Source organism: Stenomitos rutilans, from assembly GCF_059505485.1.
In genome coordinates this window covers 27,892-41,451 of record NZ_JCACKR010000116.1, presented here as the reverse complement: position 1 = coordinate 41,451, position 13,560 = coordinate 27,892, and the positions used below count along the sequence as shown (strand labels likewise).

Sequence of the window (13,560 nt, the reverse complement as noted above, 5' to 3'; positions counted from 1 at the left end):
TTCCCTGTTGATGCTCGTCAAAGGCGATCGCGCTTAAATTACAGCGGTAGTTGAAGCAAAGCCCACCTCATTTATGGGTGGGATGTAGCGTTAGCGCTTTTAAGCGCCGTCACCCTTTCCCTTGAGCTTCAATGTATTTCTGAATGGTACTGCTAGAGACGTTGCCAGCCGTAGAGACGAAATAAGCTCTCGTCCACATACTCGGCAATTTCATCAACTCAGGGAACGCTTGCCTAAGATAACGCGCCGTCCGTCCTTTAATGCGGTGCATCAAATCAGATGGCGCGAAAGTTGGCGGGCAATTTAGAAAAAGATGAACGTGTTCAGGTTCCACCGCAAGGCTCAAAACCTCGCAGTCTAATTCCCTGCAAGCGTCATGGATCAATATCTCTAACCGTTGCTTGATACTGCCCGTCAGAACTCTTCTGCGTCTACGGACAATCCAAACAAAGTGATAGTTGACCAGCGAAACCGATGTGATCTTATGTCTATAGTTGCTACTCATAGACACATTGTAGTACAATTGTTTGCATGAAGACTCTGAAGTTCAAGCTGTACAACCACAAGCGGAATCGGTATCTCAAGCGCGTCATCAACGTCGCTGGGATCATCTACAACCGCTGCATCGCGATTCATAAGCGGTACTACCGGATGTATGGCAAGCACTTGAACTGTGCGAGGCTTCAGGCTCATATTGCCAAGAAACGCAAGCGAATTGCCTTCTGGCAGCAGGTCGGTTCCCAAGCGGTGCAAGACATCTGCCAGCGGATCGAGAAAGCCTATCAACTGTTTTTCAAGCACCACACCAAAGGAGTCAGACCGCCCAACTTCAAGAAAGTCAGAAAGTATAAATCGTTCACCCTCAAGCAAGCTGGCTATAAGTTTCTGGGTGGCAATCGCATCCAGATCGGCAAGCGGGTGTATCAGTACTGGAACTCCAGACCCATCGAAGGCACCGTCAAAACCGTCACCATCAAACGCACTCCGTTGGGGGAGTTGTTTATGGCTGTGGTCGTTGACACTGAACCTGTCCCACAAGTTAAGGTCGAGTCGAGTCGTGTCGCTGGCTTTGATTTTGGGTTGAAGCGGTTTTTAACGTGTTCTGAGGGTTTCAGCCTTGACGCACCAGAGTTCTTCAAGCAATCTTTGAATGCCGTGAAGAAGGCTAACCGTGAGCTTTCCCGTAAGGTGAAAGGTTCGCACAACCGCGAACAAGCACGGCTTAACCTGGCACGAAAGCATGAGGACATTGCTAACAGACGGTCTGATTGGTTCTGGAAGTTGGCTCATCGACTGACAGACCAGTTTGATGTCTTGTGCTTTGAAACGTTGAACCTGAAAGGGATGCAACGTCTGTGGGGGCGCAAGATTAGTGATTTGGCGCTGGGAGAGTTTTTGCAAATTCTAGAGTGGGTTGCCAAAAAGAAAGGCAAGCAGGTTATCTATGTAGACCGCTGGTATCCATCCTCTAAGACCTGCTCTCATTGCGGTCATGTGCTGAAGTCTCTAGACCTTTCTACCCGTTGGTGGCGTTGTCCTGAGTGCCATGCGGGACATGCCCGGGACGAAAATGCTTCAGTAAATATCAAAAAGGTTGGGAGTTCAACCATAGGCTTAGGCGATGTCAGACCGGCTTTGCCTGCTATCGCTGTCTGAAGCCTGAATCCCACTCTCTTTAGAAGTGGGAGTGGCTCAATTAGAAAAAGGAAGAACAATCATGGGCTACAGAGTTAAGTACGAAGGTCAAACCGTCACTGATGGCATGTCATTCAAAGGCGCAACACGTCTTGCTACCGAGATGAACGGCGAAGCTGGGAGCCAAGGTCAGCAGCCAAAGTACGAAGTCTCGCTCAACAGTGAGGACGGACGAGAAGAAAGAGACGAGGACGGTGGCGTTGATGTGCGGGGACATGCACGCCGTCGCTGGTTCTAGCTCCCTTCCCTGTTGATAATCGGTTTTGGCGATCGCTCCTCCTGCAAGACTTGCGATCGCCTGAATCACCCACTACTAATAGGAGACTCGCTTTGATCGTATCAACTTTGTTTACGCTCTCGTTGTCTGTTGTTTTGAACGTCAAACCCTGCACGATCGCGGGGTGCGGTGGCTGCTACCGTAACGGTCGTATTGGCCGCGTTGTTAGCAGTGGGGATTACCAGGATTGCATCCCCTGCCACAATCCTTCTGAGCAAGAAATTGCAGCCGTTGATGTGCCGCCAGAAAAAGGAGGACACCGCAAGCTGATGGCGGACTTCGATCCGGGTCGCGTTGGTGGGCCCGGTCGATCGAGTGGCTCTGGTACGCGCAACGCTTAAACTCGGTTCGTCGTGTGTTCTTTCTGTTGAACGATAGCCTTGGAGCAAAATTATGGGTTGGAGTATCGGTTACGATTCAACTTTTACGCGGTTCATTGGCTATGCCGTGCCCGCAGTTTGTGATCATCCGGGATGTGAAGAAGAAATCGATCGCGGCATCAGTTACGTCTGTGGCGGGGAACCATACGGCGGCAATAAAGGATGCGGTTTACATTTCTGCATGAAACATGGTGGTGGATGGCTTTGCGAACGCTGCGAAGAGAACCAAAACAAAGAGTTTTATGAGCTGAAGCCATCCTTCGAGCCAAAGCCAGATACAGAAGAATGGGTTAAATGGATCGCCACTGACGACTCATGGAAGCAATGGAGAGAGGAAAACGAAGTCAAAACAATTGCTGAAATCAGAGAACTTGAACGGCGACAAAAAGTAGAGCATGGTTTTTGGCTCAAACTACCGTAAGAGAAACGGCATCGATCTAGGGCGTGTTAAGGCCAATGAAGCAGCAGAAGCTGCCAAACCAATGCCGTCACGCTGTCGGTTTTCCTGTGTTCCTTCGTCACCTAGAGATCATGAATTATTCAGAACCGGACGCTCTGACCCAGTTAGAGCAAAAACTGGACAACTTTCACCACACCAGCCGATCGCAGTATGCCAATTACCTGGCGTTGCTCAACTCAGCCGAGAACTACACCCGCAAAGGGCAACCTGTACCCGATCGCATCAGAGTAGCGATCGCCGCTCGTTTGGCTTACCTGAAACGGTTGCAAGATGTGAGCGATCGGTTGCTGGCACAGAGCCTGATTTTGGCAGAAGAACTAACTACAACAGCGAAGGAGGTTTGAGGATCAATGCATGGATCGAGACGAGGTGCAGGCGTGTGGTGAGCAAATGCGAGACTATCACAAAATCATCGACTATTGGATGGAGGTACAGATCGATACCATCCCCTCTACCGCAGCAGTGAAAGGGACGCTTACCAATGTTGCAGCTCAACTCAAAACCTGCACTTCTTGCAGTGGCAGCGCGATCAAGGCTTGCGATCAGGTTAAAGCCGATATCCAGGAGGCTGAGAAAGCATTGCAACCCTAATCAAGCTGCTGCTGCCTCTAGCAAACGCCGATCAAGCTGCTGCTGCCTCTAGCAAACGCTAAAAGCTGACGAATCGTTTCAAAATCGTCGGGTGTTTGGTTGGTCATAGTCGTCGGTAAACCTCGCGGCGATGTCCCACTCTAACGACAGAAATAACGAGCCTGTCATCATAAATTTCATAGACTAGGCGATAGTCTCGCACACGCAGACGATACGCGTTGTCCTCACCCTCTAATTTGATCACCCCAGGAGGTCGCGGGTTTTCAGCTAGTGCGTCGATTTTAGGCTTGAGCTGCAACTGGATGTCTAAGGGCAACGCTTTAAGCTCTTTTGCTGCCCTTTTGATGAACTCAATGCGGTAAACCACTACAAGCCGATCTCCGTTTTAAGTTCTTCCCAAGACACGGTGCCTTCAGTCTCCCTTTCTTGTCGGGCAGCACGAATAGCCTCTAAGTCTTCGCGTAGTTCGATCGCGTCAAGGTGTCGATCGGTTAAATACTGCACATAGTGTAGCGCCTCTTCGAGCACCGAATCCGGCGCTCGATCGAGCGCTTGCAAAAGCTGCTCTTTAACAGTGGTCATGGTCGGGTGTCTTGGTTGGGTGTCGTAACCGTGCGAGCGGCTGCATGAAAATACAATTCAGTGCTCACTGCCATCTTATAACCGTTATAAGATGGCAGTCAGTTGTGAACATACTCCCATCGCCGCTCTTTGTTTTTTGAAATGAGACTACCATCGATAGCAAAGCAATTCTAAGATAGCGAAGGCAACTGTCAGGAAAGCTAGGACGTGACACATACAATCAAACCGCCGTGTGATGAAGGAGTTATTCGTTCAAAAAAACCTTCTACCCCTTGTCGGCAAAATGCTAGAGCATGGGTGCTGGCGGCTACAATTCTTGGCTCTAGCATGGCTTTCATTGACAGTACGGTGGTGAATGTGGCTCTACCCGTATTGCAAACAGGCTTAAAGGCAACGGTTGCAGATGTGCAATGGGTGGTAGAAGCGTATGCTCTATTCGTAGCGGCGCTGATCCTGGTCGGTGGTTCGTTGGGTGACCATTTTGGACGACGACGAATTTTTATCTTAGGCGTGGCACTTTTTGCGATCGCCTCTGCTTGGTGTGGCTTAGCTCCCACGATCCAGCAACTGATCATTGCTCGTGGCATTCAGGGCATCGGTGGAGCGTTGCTGATCCCTGGCAGTCTAGCAATTATTGGTGCTTCCTTTACCGATGCACAACGCGGAGCCGCCATCGGGCTATGGTCGGGGTTCACAGCCATGACTTCAGCCGCTGGCCCCATACTTGGTGGGTGGTTAATTGAAGCTTTATCGTGGCGTTGGATCTTTCTGATTAATCTGCCGCTAGCAGCCATTGTCATTCTAATTAGCCTTTGGCGTGTTCCCGAAAGCCGTGATGCTGAAGCCTTGCAGTTGGACTGGCTGGGAGCACTATTAGCGATCATAGGGTTGAGTGGCATGATTTATGGCTTGCTAGAGTCTGCCAGTATGGGGTTTAATCTCTTTGTTATAAGCGCGCTCACGGTAGGGGTAGTAATTTCAGGTCTCTTTTTTTGGGTAGAAGCTCGCCTCGCTTCGCCCATGCTGCCGTTAGCCCTGTTTCGTTCTCGTACCTTTAGTGGTGCCAATCTGCTCACCTTTTTGCTGTACTCTGCCTTAGGCGGTGCATTGTTCTTTCTTCCCTTCAATCTCATTCAAGTGCAGGGCTACTCAACCACAGGTGCTGGAGCCGCTCTCGTGCCCTTTCCGATCATTATGTTTCTCCTCTCACGGTGGTCAGGAGGACTGGTTGATCGCTACGGTGCCCGACAACCGTTGATTATTGGTACAGCGATTGCAGCAGTTGGTCTCGGCTTCATGACACGCCCTGGTATTGGTGGTAGCTATTGGACTACCTTCTTTCCCGCCGTCGTCATTTTGGGTTTGGGCATGGCAATCTGTGTGGCTCCTCTAACGACTGCGGTGATGAACGCTGTCGATGGGCGTTATGTGGGAGTCGCCTCAGGGGTTAATAACGCTGTTTCTCGGATTGCTAGCCTGATGGCAATCGCTGTCTTTGGTCTGGTGATGCTAAATCGGTTCAACCACAGCCTGAACCAACGTCTTGTACCACTACAACTACCTTCAGAGGCACAGCAGTTTTTAGACACCCAACGTATCAACTTGGCGGCAGCAAGCATCCCTCCCGGCTTGCGGGCTGAAGTGGCAGCCGCCTTGAAAGCGGCGATCGCCGCAGCGTTTTTAGATGGCTTTCGTTGGGTGATGTGGCTGTCGGCGGGCTTGGCGATCGCAAGTGCAGTCACCGCAGCGTTGATGATTGAGCAGCGTGAGAAAATAAGCTCATGAGTTGACATACTCCCAACGCTGTCTTACAGATGGCACTGGGAATAGATAATGTTGCAACTATGCCGTACCCTGTGTAAAGTTACGGCTACAGAAGGAGATAGAAGTGAAAACCAATTCGTTGAGAATCAATCAGATCTCTGAGTCAGCTTACGAACGTTATCTTCAGTATTTACAGGCACTCGATAGCTTGGATATAGAAGCTTACGCTAACTTTCTAGCAGATGATTGTGAAGTCCAATCTAACAATAGTCCTCCGATGAAGGGCAAGGAAGCGATTACGCAAGGACTTGGCGCTTATTGGCGAAGCTTCAAGGCGTTAGAACACGAACTTCTAAACATCTACGGAACCGACCAAAACTACGTTTTAGAAGCCATCAATCATTACACTCGTTTAGATGAAAAGAAAGTTTCTATCCGGGCAGTCGCTTTCACGGATCTCAATGAAGCTGGTTTAGTAAAATCAGTGCGTTTCTATACAGATACAACGCCTGTTTTTGCGTAGTCGCTGCATGATTAAGTCACGATGACATATTGTCAGCACCGCTCTGTTGGTGTGACTTCCTTAGCTCGGAATGCTGACCGCTCCTGCAAACACCTGCTCCAGGATTGATCGCGGGTAGATGTTGACCTTACCGAAGCGAGGATCGGTAATCTGCTCAGTGACAACTCCCGCCGCTAACCGCAGAGCGGTGTAACGAGGGCTTCCAATCTCACAATTGAAAAATGCTGCTTCACAGGCAGGGCAACCCCTAAGCCTCCACAGCCAGCAAACGCTAGTCCAAGCGTCCGTTGTACTCGATTCAAGATGTTAATGCCGCTATTCCAATCTCGGTCAATCACCAGCCCACAGCAACAGCTATGCACTCGATCTTTCAGCATTTTTTCAACCCGTTCACCGCAACTCGAACATTCAATACTGGTGCCCCTAGCGTCGCCTTCTATTGCCCACTTGCCGCGTTTGACCGCTACTGCTTGCAGGATGTTCAGGAATGCGCCCCAGGCGGCATCCAGTATCGATTTTGCCAGTCGGGTTCTGGCAAGTCCTTTGATGTTCAAGTGCTCAAACGCTATCAAGTCATACAAATCACAAAGCCAGTGTGCAACCTGGTAGTGAAAGTCTTTGCGTTGACGGGCAATGTGCAGATGCAGCTTTGCCACTCGATTTGCTTGTTTCTGGTAGTTGTTAGACCCCTTTTGCTTGCGGGAAAGTTGGCGCTGTTGACGGGCTAATTGCTTTTGCGCTTTCCGGTAAAACTGCGGAATCTGTACTGCTTGACCATCTGAGGTTGCCAAAAACTTTTCTAACCCAACATCAATGCCAACTACTGATTTGATTGCATCGACAGGTAACGGTTCTGGAACCGTCCCGTCCTCCAAACTGAGGCTGACATACCAGCCATCCGCTTTATGCAAGATAGTAGCTTGCTTGAGGTTAAAACCGTTCGGGATTGAGCGGTGCAAAACCACTGCCATCTCACCGATTCTGGAAAGCTTCAAAGTATTTCCGGTTAGTGTTGCTCCCGCTTTAGGGCAGTTCACACGCGGAAAGGTAAACGAGCAAATATCACCTCGTTTCTTGAAGCGCGGCATGCCGCCACGTTTTCCGTTTTTGTCGGGAAGCAGCCAGCGCTTCCAGGCTTTGTCCAGTCTCATTAAATTCTGCTGCTGGCAATCGGAATAGATGTCTTTGTATTCCGGGAACAGTTCTTTAGTCGTGCGTAAATCCGATGCTTGAGTATAGTAATCAACCTTTTCAGAAACCTCACCAATCGGCTCAGAGACAAGACTGCATCGGTCAATCTGGCAACGGGTACGTCGCAGCCAGTCAAGCCTTTGACCGAGCGCATAGTTCCAATGCCGCCGCAGTAACTCGCCCCAGAGCGCCATAATTGCCGCCTGTCCCGGAGTGGGGTTGAGTTTGTACTGGTATGTGAGTAGCATTGTACTAGTCTAACATTAGTGCAATGAAGTACAACAAAGGCTATCGCTGTGTTTACAAGCTCAACATACATTTAGTGCTTGTAACCAAGTACCGAAAAAAGGTCATCAGTCAAGCCATCCTAAATCGACTGGGAGAGATCCTCAAGGCAACCTGTCAAAAGTGGCGTAGCAAAGTAATTGAGTTCAACGGTGAAGCTGACCATGTTCACCTGTTGATTGATTATCCACCTGATGTTGAAGTGAGCAAGTTGGTCAACAACCTAAAAACTGTGTCCAGTCGTTTAATTCGTAAAGAGTTTGCAGAAGAACTTGATCAGGTCTACCGCAAGCCTGTGTTCTGGACTGGAGCTTATTTCGTAGCATCAGCCGGAGGTGTAACCCTTGAACAACTTAAAGCGTATGTGGAGCATCAACTTTCGCCCGCCGACTAGCTTGGCACTTTCGGGGGTATCGAACCCCGAAAGTGCCGCTCCTATCCCCCATCACCGCCAAGCTTCGCTGTGGCGGGAGTACCTCGGAGGCTTTGATGGCTTCGTCCTTACCAAACATTAATAAACCCGCAATCGTTAGCCCTTCATCTTGAGTTTGACGATCCTTACGCCATCCTCCAAGTTTTGTAAGCAACCCTTTCAAGTCCTCTGCCAACCAAGGATGTGCCGGAGATCTCGCAGAAAATCGCTGCCGATATTGCTGCAAACTAAGCGGATCTAAATCGTCAAAGTTGAAATTCTCAATAATAAGACTGTCTGCGGGTTCTTCTGCCTGATCAGCCAGCATTCTTCCGACTTCATCAGGAGAGCAGCGGTAATCTCCTTCATAATTTCGACGATACGTGCCAAATAGTGGGTTTTGTCCGGTATAAATAGGACGCTGCCTTCGAGTAGCTCTAGGAACTCTAATCACTAAGACATTTCTCTCTTCAGCACCCAATAAAGTTACGTCTTCATCGTGCAATAAGTTATAACTGACTTTCCCTCTGTTATTGATAGTGTCCCAAAAGGCTTTTTTGATTTTAGACGGATTCTCCAAGCCCTCAATAGAGAACTCTTCTCCTTCTTGCTTGACACCCAAAACAATGACACCACCACCAGTGTTAGCCATAGCGCTGTAAGTGTCCCACAAAGCTCCTGGCAAACCTCCTTTAGCAGACTTAAACTCCCAGTCTTTCTCCTCACCAAGGCTTAGAGCTAGTAGGAGCGCTTGCACATTCATATCTGTCTACCCTTTCTCAAAAACTGCTTTGAGCGCCGTAAGCGTGCGGCTAGCGATATGTCAACGAGCGTTTAAGACGTTCGTTGGTTAGTCTTTTTTCTTGCCCTGTGGTCGATCGCCTTCGCCCTCAAGTTCGCCGCTCTTCTCAGCCTGCTTCGCAATTTCTTCCATGCAAGTTTCGATTAGATTGCTTAGCGAACGCTTACGCGCTTTGGCTAAACGCTCAAGCTTTTCCTTCAGATCCTCCTCCAAGCAGAGTGACACCCTCCGAATCTCTCCTACAACCGCCGAACCATTCAGCGGTGGATTAAACCAAGCAATGAGAGCATCTTCAATCTCTCGTAACAGCGCTGGCTTGTCAACGGACAAGTAAGCTACGGATATGCTACCGAGGTTCTTCAGTTGTTTGTACCGATGATGCTGTAGCCATCGCTTCTGTAGATTACCAGTGCCGCCTATGCACTGAACAACACCTCGGCTATCGATCGCGAAGTAGATGCAAGGGGATGTGGGTAGTTGCGATCGCTGTTCAAGCGGTAAAGATGGCAAGGACAGAGGATCAAGAGTGGATGGGTTAAGCATTACTCTCCTCCTCACCCGCGTCTCGTATTTTCGGTTCCGAAAACTCGGAACGCGGCTTACTAAAATTTCCGGGATTGCCGTGTCCGACATCAGTAACCACGATATCGGTGTCAGCGTCTTCTAAGCTCTTCACATGAGTGGATTGAGCAAACGATCCGGGCACAGGCGCATCTGTATCATCAACCACCTCCTCCATTAGCAAAGCTATTTGAGATGAAACAGAGCGGCGCTGTTTATCGCAATACTTTCTAAATCGCTCTAGCAGACTTTCTGGAACTGTTATAGAAGTTCTAGCCATCTTCTCTTTACCTTCCGGCATACAACAACCCCAAGCGACAACATCAGTATCGCTTGATTAATACTATCGTAGCACAAGTATTACTCAATATGTTGACAAGCATACTCAGTATTACTAAGATAGTGACATAGAGAAACCGCTGCTCTCTCCGACCAAGAAGTTCACAGCGGCTCTCTAAATCCCCTTCTACAAAAGGATCTGCACTCATTATGACTCAAGCCGTTCTCAACGCTGACCCATTCCTCCTCACCAGCAACGAGTTAGCCACCCGTTTCGATGTCACCCTGCCGCGTCAGTACATCCATCGGGTGACGTTGATTAACCACAAGCTCGATCGCTCCATGAAGCTAGATGTGGTGACGCTCTCAGAGGGCTTTTGCGACGTACTACGTGAAGTCGCTTATCTGCGTAACCTCTACAAGCTGACAGGCTACACGCTCGATCCTGAGTCTGAAATCGAGCAGCTTACTACCCCGTTCTAATCCTTCTACCTGCTGCAACTGGGGAGCCTTCTCCCCTTCTTTTCCCACTGCACATTTAGAGGACTAGAACGATGGCTAACACCTACCATTTTCCGCAGCCGCATTATGAAACAGGGCAACACGTCCAGTCAGCAGCGGGTGAGTGTGGCGTGATCACGGCTTTTACTTACACGACTGATGCCGATGGTTGTCGCTTTGACCCTGGCTTTAACTACCACATCGATTTCTATCAACCTGTCCAGCTTAGCGATGTGTTGCACGAAAGCAAGGTTTTCCCGCTAGACGAAAGAGGCGCAATAGAGCGCCTGATTATAGCCATCCCCGCCGCCGTACCAGCCCCTAAGTTCAAGCTCTTTGAGTCGGTCTACTACGGCAAACATAAGGGCACGATCGTGGGTATGGCATACGAGAACCCCTACGAGTCGTTACGGCATAACTCACGACCTGGATGGCGTTATGACTTGAGTTATTCGCTCGGCAAAACACCGCTAGAGGCAGTTTATGTGGACGAGGACGACACGCTCATTTACGAAGACTCGCTGAACCGCTGCCGCTGCGAGGCGAAAAAATGATACAGAAGCGATCGAAGCATCCGCTCTACGACACATGGTCTGGAATGATTCAGCGCTGCACTAATCCTGCTCACCCAAGCTACAAGCACTACGGCGGCAGGGGCATTAAAGTTTGCCCTCAATGGCGCAAAAGTTTTGCGGTTTTTCTGCAAGACATGGGTGGCAAGCCATCGCCACAGCACACGCTTGAGCGCAAGAATAACGATGGCAACTATGAGCCAGGTAACGTTATTTGGGGAACATGGGCAGAGCAAGCAAGAAACAGGCGAAACAACAGACTCTTAACATTGCGCGGCGAAAGCAAGACAATTGCTGAATGGGTCGAGCTTCGCGGCATTCCTAGAGATGTTATTAAAACACGCCTGAAGGCTGGCTGGGCTGAAGAAAAAGTTCTGACAGTGCCAGTGTGTGTGCAAGTACGCAAAAGCCGTCCACCCAGCCTCGTTAAACACCCGTTTGGGCTAGTTTTTTGACTGTTCAATCGAAGCTGCAACAGACATCGCCAATTTTTGAGCGGCTTTATAGTCGTACAGATGTACCACTCAAAACCTTTGTTGATGTATAATTTTTGACTCAGGTGAAGAGTTAATGGCGGTGCATCAAGCCCTTAAACCCTTCTAGTCAAAGCATAAACATGTCTCAGATACAACCGAACATGCAAATGCCCCGGTGCACAGTAACATTATCAGGCACGATCACCCAACAATGGGAACCAGATGAGGCAGTACCACTCTGTCTGCACAAACCGATCACCAACTGGATACCACTAGAGCAATGGTTGAAGATCGTCGCTGCTGCCAAAACGCAGGGCACCGTCAAGCTGCGGTACGTGGCTAAGCCGATCGGACGTGACCAAGTGTTAACTATCAATGCCCGGTGGCAATTTCAAGATGATTGTTTGCACGGAACGCTGCTAGTTGCTGACCCTGTGACCGCAATCACGGCGATTGCTGACAATAGAACTGATAGCTGCTCAAAGTTAGGGCAAAATGACAATATCAATCTAAGTGTTCCTGACCTAATGACCCCTGAATTATTGCGCCTAGCCGCTCAGAACGCTTTCAAGCGCTTACCGCTATTGACGCATAAGGAAATCCTGGAGCGCAGTGTCCTGGAGCCGTCCGATAAAATTCGGATTTATTGTACGTCCAAAGAAGACGCAATCGCACTACATGAAGGTCGTTGGGATATAGCAGAATGCGCTTTTTTGCTGTATCCACAGACTAACTTTGAGTTTTATTATCAGGTTAAGGATCAAGTCCCTTGCCTGTACAAAGCGTTCTCTGCAAAAGAAGCATTACTGGCAGGGCGACTACAGCGCAGGGAAGTGCAGAACATGATTGAACAAGTAAATGGAAACGGTCATAAGAAAGAGTTGTTATTACCAGGTGATCTAACTTTCACCGAAATATACAACAGCATCTTACACTCGCCGGATGTAATGACATTGGTGACAGAGGCAGAAAGTAAACCGATTATTGTTTCGCGCCAATATGCCAAGTTGACCGAAAAAACAATCAGTTACTGGGTTGGAGCAGGCTCAATCAATAAGGCAGGTTGGGCACCAGGTGAGCTTGAAAAAATGCAGACCTATCTTGAGCGAGATGGTTTTTTACAGAACTACGAATACAAAGCTTACTTACATGATTACGATGAAGTAACGAATTGGTACACATCATTCCAGCGTATTTTCTGCGACGGTGAATGGATGCGAATTGCCAAAGTCCTGGACATTGCTAAAGCCAACATGACAGTTGTCTAATCTGATTAACTTTGACTTGCTTTACGCCGCTTCTGCTGAGGCGGCGTTTTCACGTTTTTAACAATCTGTGGCTCTACTTGCTCTAAGATTTCGAGCAGATCTTCTCCTTCGTAAACCCGCCCTTGAAAATCTTTTAGCAAGCCTTGAAGCGCGATCGCTACTCGGTGGCTTGGCACCTTCTGACCTGCTGCCACTGCTCTAAGACAAGGTAATTCAATCTCGCATTTGACCGATATCTCTTCAAGGGTCATCTTTTGCTCGACTAGCACCGTGCAGAGCGAACGACTAAATTCTGCCGCCACCTTGTTAATAGGAGTAATGTGCTGCAAGTTATCCCTAGCGATGAGAGCCAAACGATCAGTAATTGCTTGAAGGTATTTAGAAAGGCTTTCCACTGGCGCTGCTGCGATGCACAGCAACGCCTTAGACTCCCCCAAGCTTCTATCCTCTAAATTGTCTGAAACCTCTTTGCCGTAGAAATAAGCTTTTGTTTCTTCTAAGGTCATACCGTCCAGGCGGCCAAGCGCCTCAATCATGAGGAAATCTCTCGTGGCATTAGTTCCCCGCAACCAATTCCTAAAACCAGATTCTGAAAGGTTGAAGTGCTCACGTGCAAACGCTTCAATGTCTTCACTGTTCTTCCTTGCGTCCCAGATACGAAGCACAAGCTTCCTAAACCGATCGTTAAAAACAGCATCATCTAACATTTTCGGACTCAAAGACTAACTTCACTCTAATTGTAGGTCAGATCACTGAACTGAGCTTAGTCGATTTGTTTGCCAATCTTAAATAGATCAGTGATCTAATTGACAAGATCACTGATCTAAAACTATGCTGAGGCTAATCAAAGCAATCCCTGCTTGAACCGCGTTACTCCTTAATAAATCCAACCCGCCATCTGAGCGGGTTCTTTAAGTTCTTGAGTGTTGAGGACACAACAA

Annotated in this window: 21 protein-coding genes; 13 read left to right on the top strand and 8 right to left on the bottom strand. The window is 48.8% G+C overall.

Annotation, left to right across the window (positions count from 1 at the left end; genetic code table 11):
• Positions 1–109: 109 nt before the first annotated feature.
• Complete coding sequence (gene tnpA, locus AC5JLP_RS23605; RefSeq protein WP_496070413.1) at positions 110–505, bottom strand: IS200/IS605 family transposase; 396 nt, start codon at positions 503–505, stop codon at positions 110–112.
• Positions 506–531: 26 nt separating this feature from the next.
• Here tnpA (AC5JLP_RS23605) and AC5JLP_RS23600 point away from each other — a divergent pair, with 26 nt between their 5' ends.
• From AC5JLP_RS23600 to AC5JLP_RS23575, 6 genes are all read left to right on the top strand, one after another.
• Positions 532–1,656: an RNA-guided endonuclease InsQ/TnpB family protein gene (locus AC5JLP_RS23600; RefSeq protein ID WP_496070412.1), complete on the top strand. Its 1,125-nt coding sequence runs from the start codon at positions 532–534 to the stop codon at positions 1,654–1,656.
• A gap of 61 nt (positions 1,657–1,717) precedes the next feature.
• Entirely contained in the window at positions 1,718–1,933 is a 216-nt protein-coding gene (locus tag AC5JLP_RS23595; protein ID WP_496070411.1) for a hypothetical protein, read from the top strand.
• 92 nt (positions 1,934–2,025) lie between these two features.
• Positions 2,026–2,313, top strand: coding sequence for a hypothetical protein (locus AC5JLP_RS23590; protein WP_496070410.1), 288 nt, complete (start codon positions 2,026–2,028; stop codon positions 2,311–2,313).
• Positions 2,314–2,365: 52 nt separating this feature from the next.
• Positions 2,366–2,773, top strand: coding sequence for a hypothetical protein (locus AC5JLP_RS23585; protein ID WP_496070409.1), 408 nt, complete (start codon positions 2,366–2,368; stop codon positions 2,771–2,773).
• A 110-nt stretch (positions 2,774–2,883) separates the two neighbouring features.
• Complete coding sequence (locus AC5JLP_RS23580) at positions 2,884–3,156, top strand: hypothetical protein (RefSeq protein WP_496070408.1); 273 nt, start codon at positions 2,884–2,886, stop codon at positions 3,154–3,156.
• A 10-nt stretch (positions 3,157–3,166) separates the two neighbouring features.
• Positions 3,167–3,403, top strand: a complete 237-nt coding sequence (locus AC5JLP_RS23575) for a hypothetical protein (protein WP_496070407.1) — start codon at positions 3,167–3,169, stop codon at positions 3,401–3,403.
• Between the two features lie 103 nt (positions 3,404–3,506).
• Here the strand turns inward: AC5JLP_RS23575 and AC5JLP_RS23570 are convergent, their stop codons facing one another.
• Positions 3,507–3,770, bottom strand: coding sequence for a type II toxin-antitoxin system RelE family toxin (locus AC5JLP_RS23570; protein ID WP_496070406.1), 264 nt, complete (start codon positions 3,768–3,770; stop codon positions 3,507–3,509).
• The gene (locus AC5JLP_RS23565; protein WP_496070405.1) at positions 3,770–3,985 is read right to left on the bottom strand and encodes a DUF2281 domain-containing protein; all 216 of its coding nucleotides are present in this window, start codon (positions 3,983–3,985) and stop codon (positions 3,770–3,772) included. The genes AC5JLP_RS23570 and AC5JLP_RS23565 overlap by 1 nt, the downstream gene beginning before the upstream one ends.
• Before the next feature lie 207 nt (positions 3,986–4,192).
• Between AC5JLP_RS23565 and AC5JLP_RS23560 the strand changes: the two genes are divergently transcribed.
• Positions 4,193–5,770 carry an MFS transporter gene (locus AC5JLP_RS23560; RefSeq protein WP_496070404.1) on the top strand — a complete coding sequence of 526 codons (1,578 nt, stop codon included), beginning with the start codon at positions 4,193–4,195 and terminating at the stop codon, positions 5,768–5,770.
• Between the two features lie 103 nt (positions 5,771–5,873).
• The gene (locus AC5JLP_RS23555) at positions 5,874–6,272 is read left to right on the top strand and encodes a nuclear transport factor 2 family protein (protein ID WP_496070403.1); all 399 of its coding nucleotides are present in this window, start codon (positions 5,874–5,876) and stop codon (positions 6,270–6,272) included.
• A 173-nt stretch (positions 6,273–6,445) separates the two neighbouring features.
• Here AC5JLP_RS23555 and AC5JLP_RS23550 read toward each other — a convergent pair whose 3' ends face one another.
• Positions 6,446–7,711, bottom strand: a complete 1,266-nt coding sequence (locus AC5JLP_RS23550; protein ID WP_496070402.1) for an RNA-guided endonuclease InsQ/TnpB family protein — start codon at positions 7,709–7,711, stop codon at positions 6,446–6,448.
• 23 nt (positions 7,712–7,734) lie between these two features.
• Between AC5JLP_RS23550 and tnpA (AC5JLP_RS23545) the strand changes: the two genes are divergently transcribed.
• Positions 7,735–8,142: an IS200/IS605 family transposase gene (gene tnpA / locus AC5JLP_RS23545; protein ID WP_496070401.1), complete on the top strand. Its 408-nt coding sequence runs from the start codon at positions 7,735–7,737 to the stop codon at positions 8,140–8,142.
• Here the strand turns inward: tnpA (AC5JLP_RS23545) and AC5JLP_RS23540 are convergent.
• The 3 genes from AC5JLP_RS23540 to AC5JLP_RS23530 all read right to left on the bottom strand — a co-directional run bounded on the left by AC5JLP_RS23540 (position 8,102) and on the right by AC5JLP_RS23530 (position 9,824).
• Positions 8,102–8,923 carry an AlbA family DNA-binding domain-containing protein gene (locus AC5JLP_RS23540; protein ID WP_496070400.1) on the bottom strand — a complete coding sequence of 274 codons (822 nt, stop codon included), beginning with the start codon at positions 8,921–8,923 and terminating at the stop codon, positions 8,102–8,104. The genes tnpA (AC5JLP_RS23545) and AC5JLP_RS23540 overlap by 41 nt on opposite strands.
• Positions 8,924–9,010: 87 nt before the next feature.
• Entirely contained in the window at positions 9,011–9,505 is a 495-nt protein-coding gene (locus AC5JLP_RS23535; RefSeq protein WP_496070399.1) for a ribbon-helix-helix domain-containing protein, read from the bottom strand.
• On the bottom strand, positions 9,498–9,824 hold the full coding sequence (locus tag AC5JLP_RS23530; protein ID WP_496070398.1) for a ribbon-helix-helix domain-containing protein: 327 nt from the start codon (positions 9,822–9,824) through the stop codon (positions 9,498–9,500). Before AC5JLP_RS23530 ends, AC5JLP_RS23535 begins: the two co-directional genes overlap by 8 nt.
• Positions 9,825–10,012: 188 nt before the next feature.
• Between AC5JLP_RS23530 and AC5JLP_RS23525 the strand changes: the two genes are divergently transcribed.
• From AC5JLP_RS23525 to AC5JLP_RS23510, 4 genes are all read left to right on the top strand, one after another.
• Complete coding sequence (locus AC5JLP_RS23525) at positions 10,013–10,285, top strand: hypothetical protein (RefSeq protein WP_496070397.1); 273 nt, start codon at positions 10,013–10,015, stop codon at positions 10,283–10,285.
• Positions 10,286–10,356: 71 nt separating this feature from the next.
• Positions 10,357–10,857: a hypothetical protein gene (locus AC5JLP_RS23520; RefSeq protein WP_496070396.1), complete on the top strand. Its 501-nt coding sequence runs from the start codon at positions 10,357–10,359 to the stop codon at positions 10,855–10,857.
• Positions 10,854–11,330, top strand: coding sequence for a hypothetical protein (locus tag AC5JLP_RS23515; RefSeq protein WP_496070395.1), 477 nt, complete (start codon positions 10,854–10,856; stop codon positions 11,328–11,330). The genes AC5JLP_RS23520 and AC5JLP_RS23515 overlap by 4 nt, the downstream gene beginning before the upstream one ends.
• A 188-nt stretch (positions 11,331–11,518) precedes the next feature.
• On the top strand, positions 11,519–12,619 hold the full coding sequence (locus AC5JLP_RS23510) for a hypothetical protein (RefSeq protein ID WP_496070394.1): 1,101 nt from the start codon (positions 11,519–11,521) through the stop codon (positions 12,617–12,619).
• 5 nt (positions 12,620–12,624) lie between these two features.
• Here AC5JLP_RS23510 and AC5JLP_RS23505 read toward each other — a convergent pair whose 3' ends face one another.
• Positions 12,625–13,155, bottom strand: coding sequence for a hypothetical protein (locus tag AC5JLP_RS23505; RefSeq protein WP_496070393.1), 531 nt, complete (start codon positions 13,153–13,155; stop codon positions 12,625–12,627).
• Positions 13,156–13,560 lie beyond the last annotated feature (405 nt).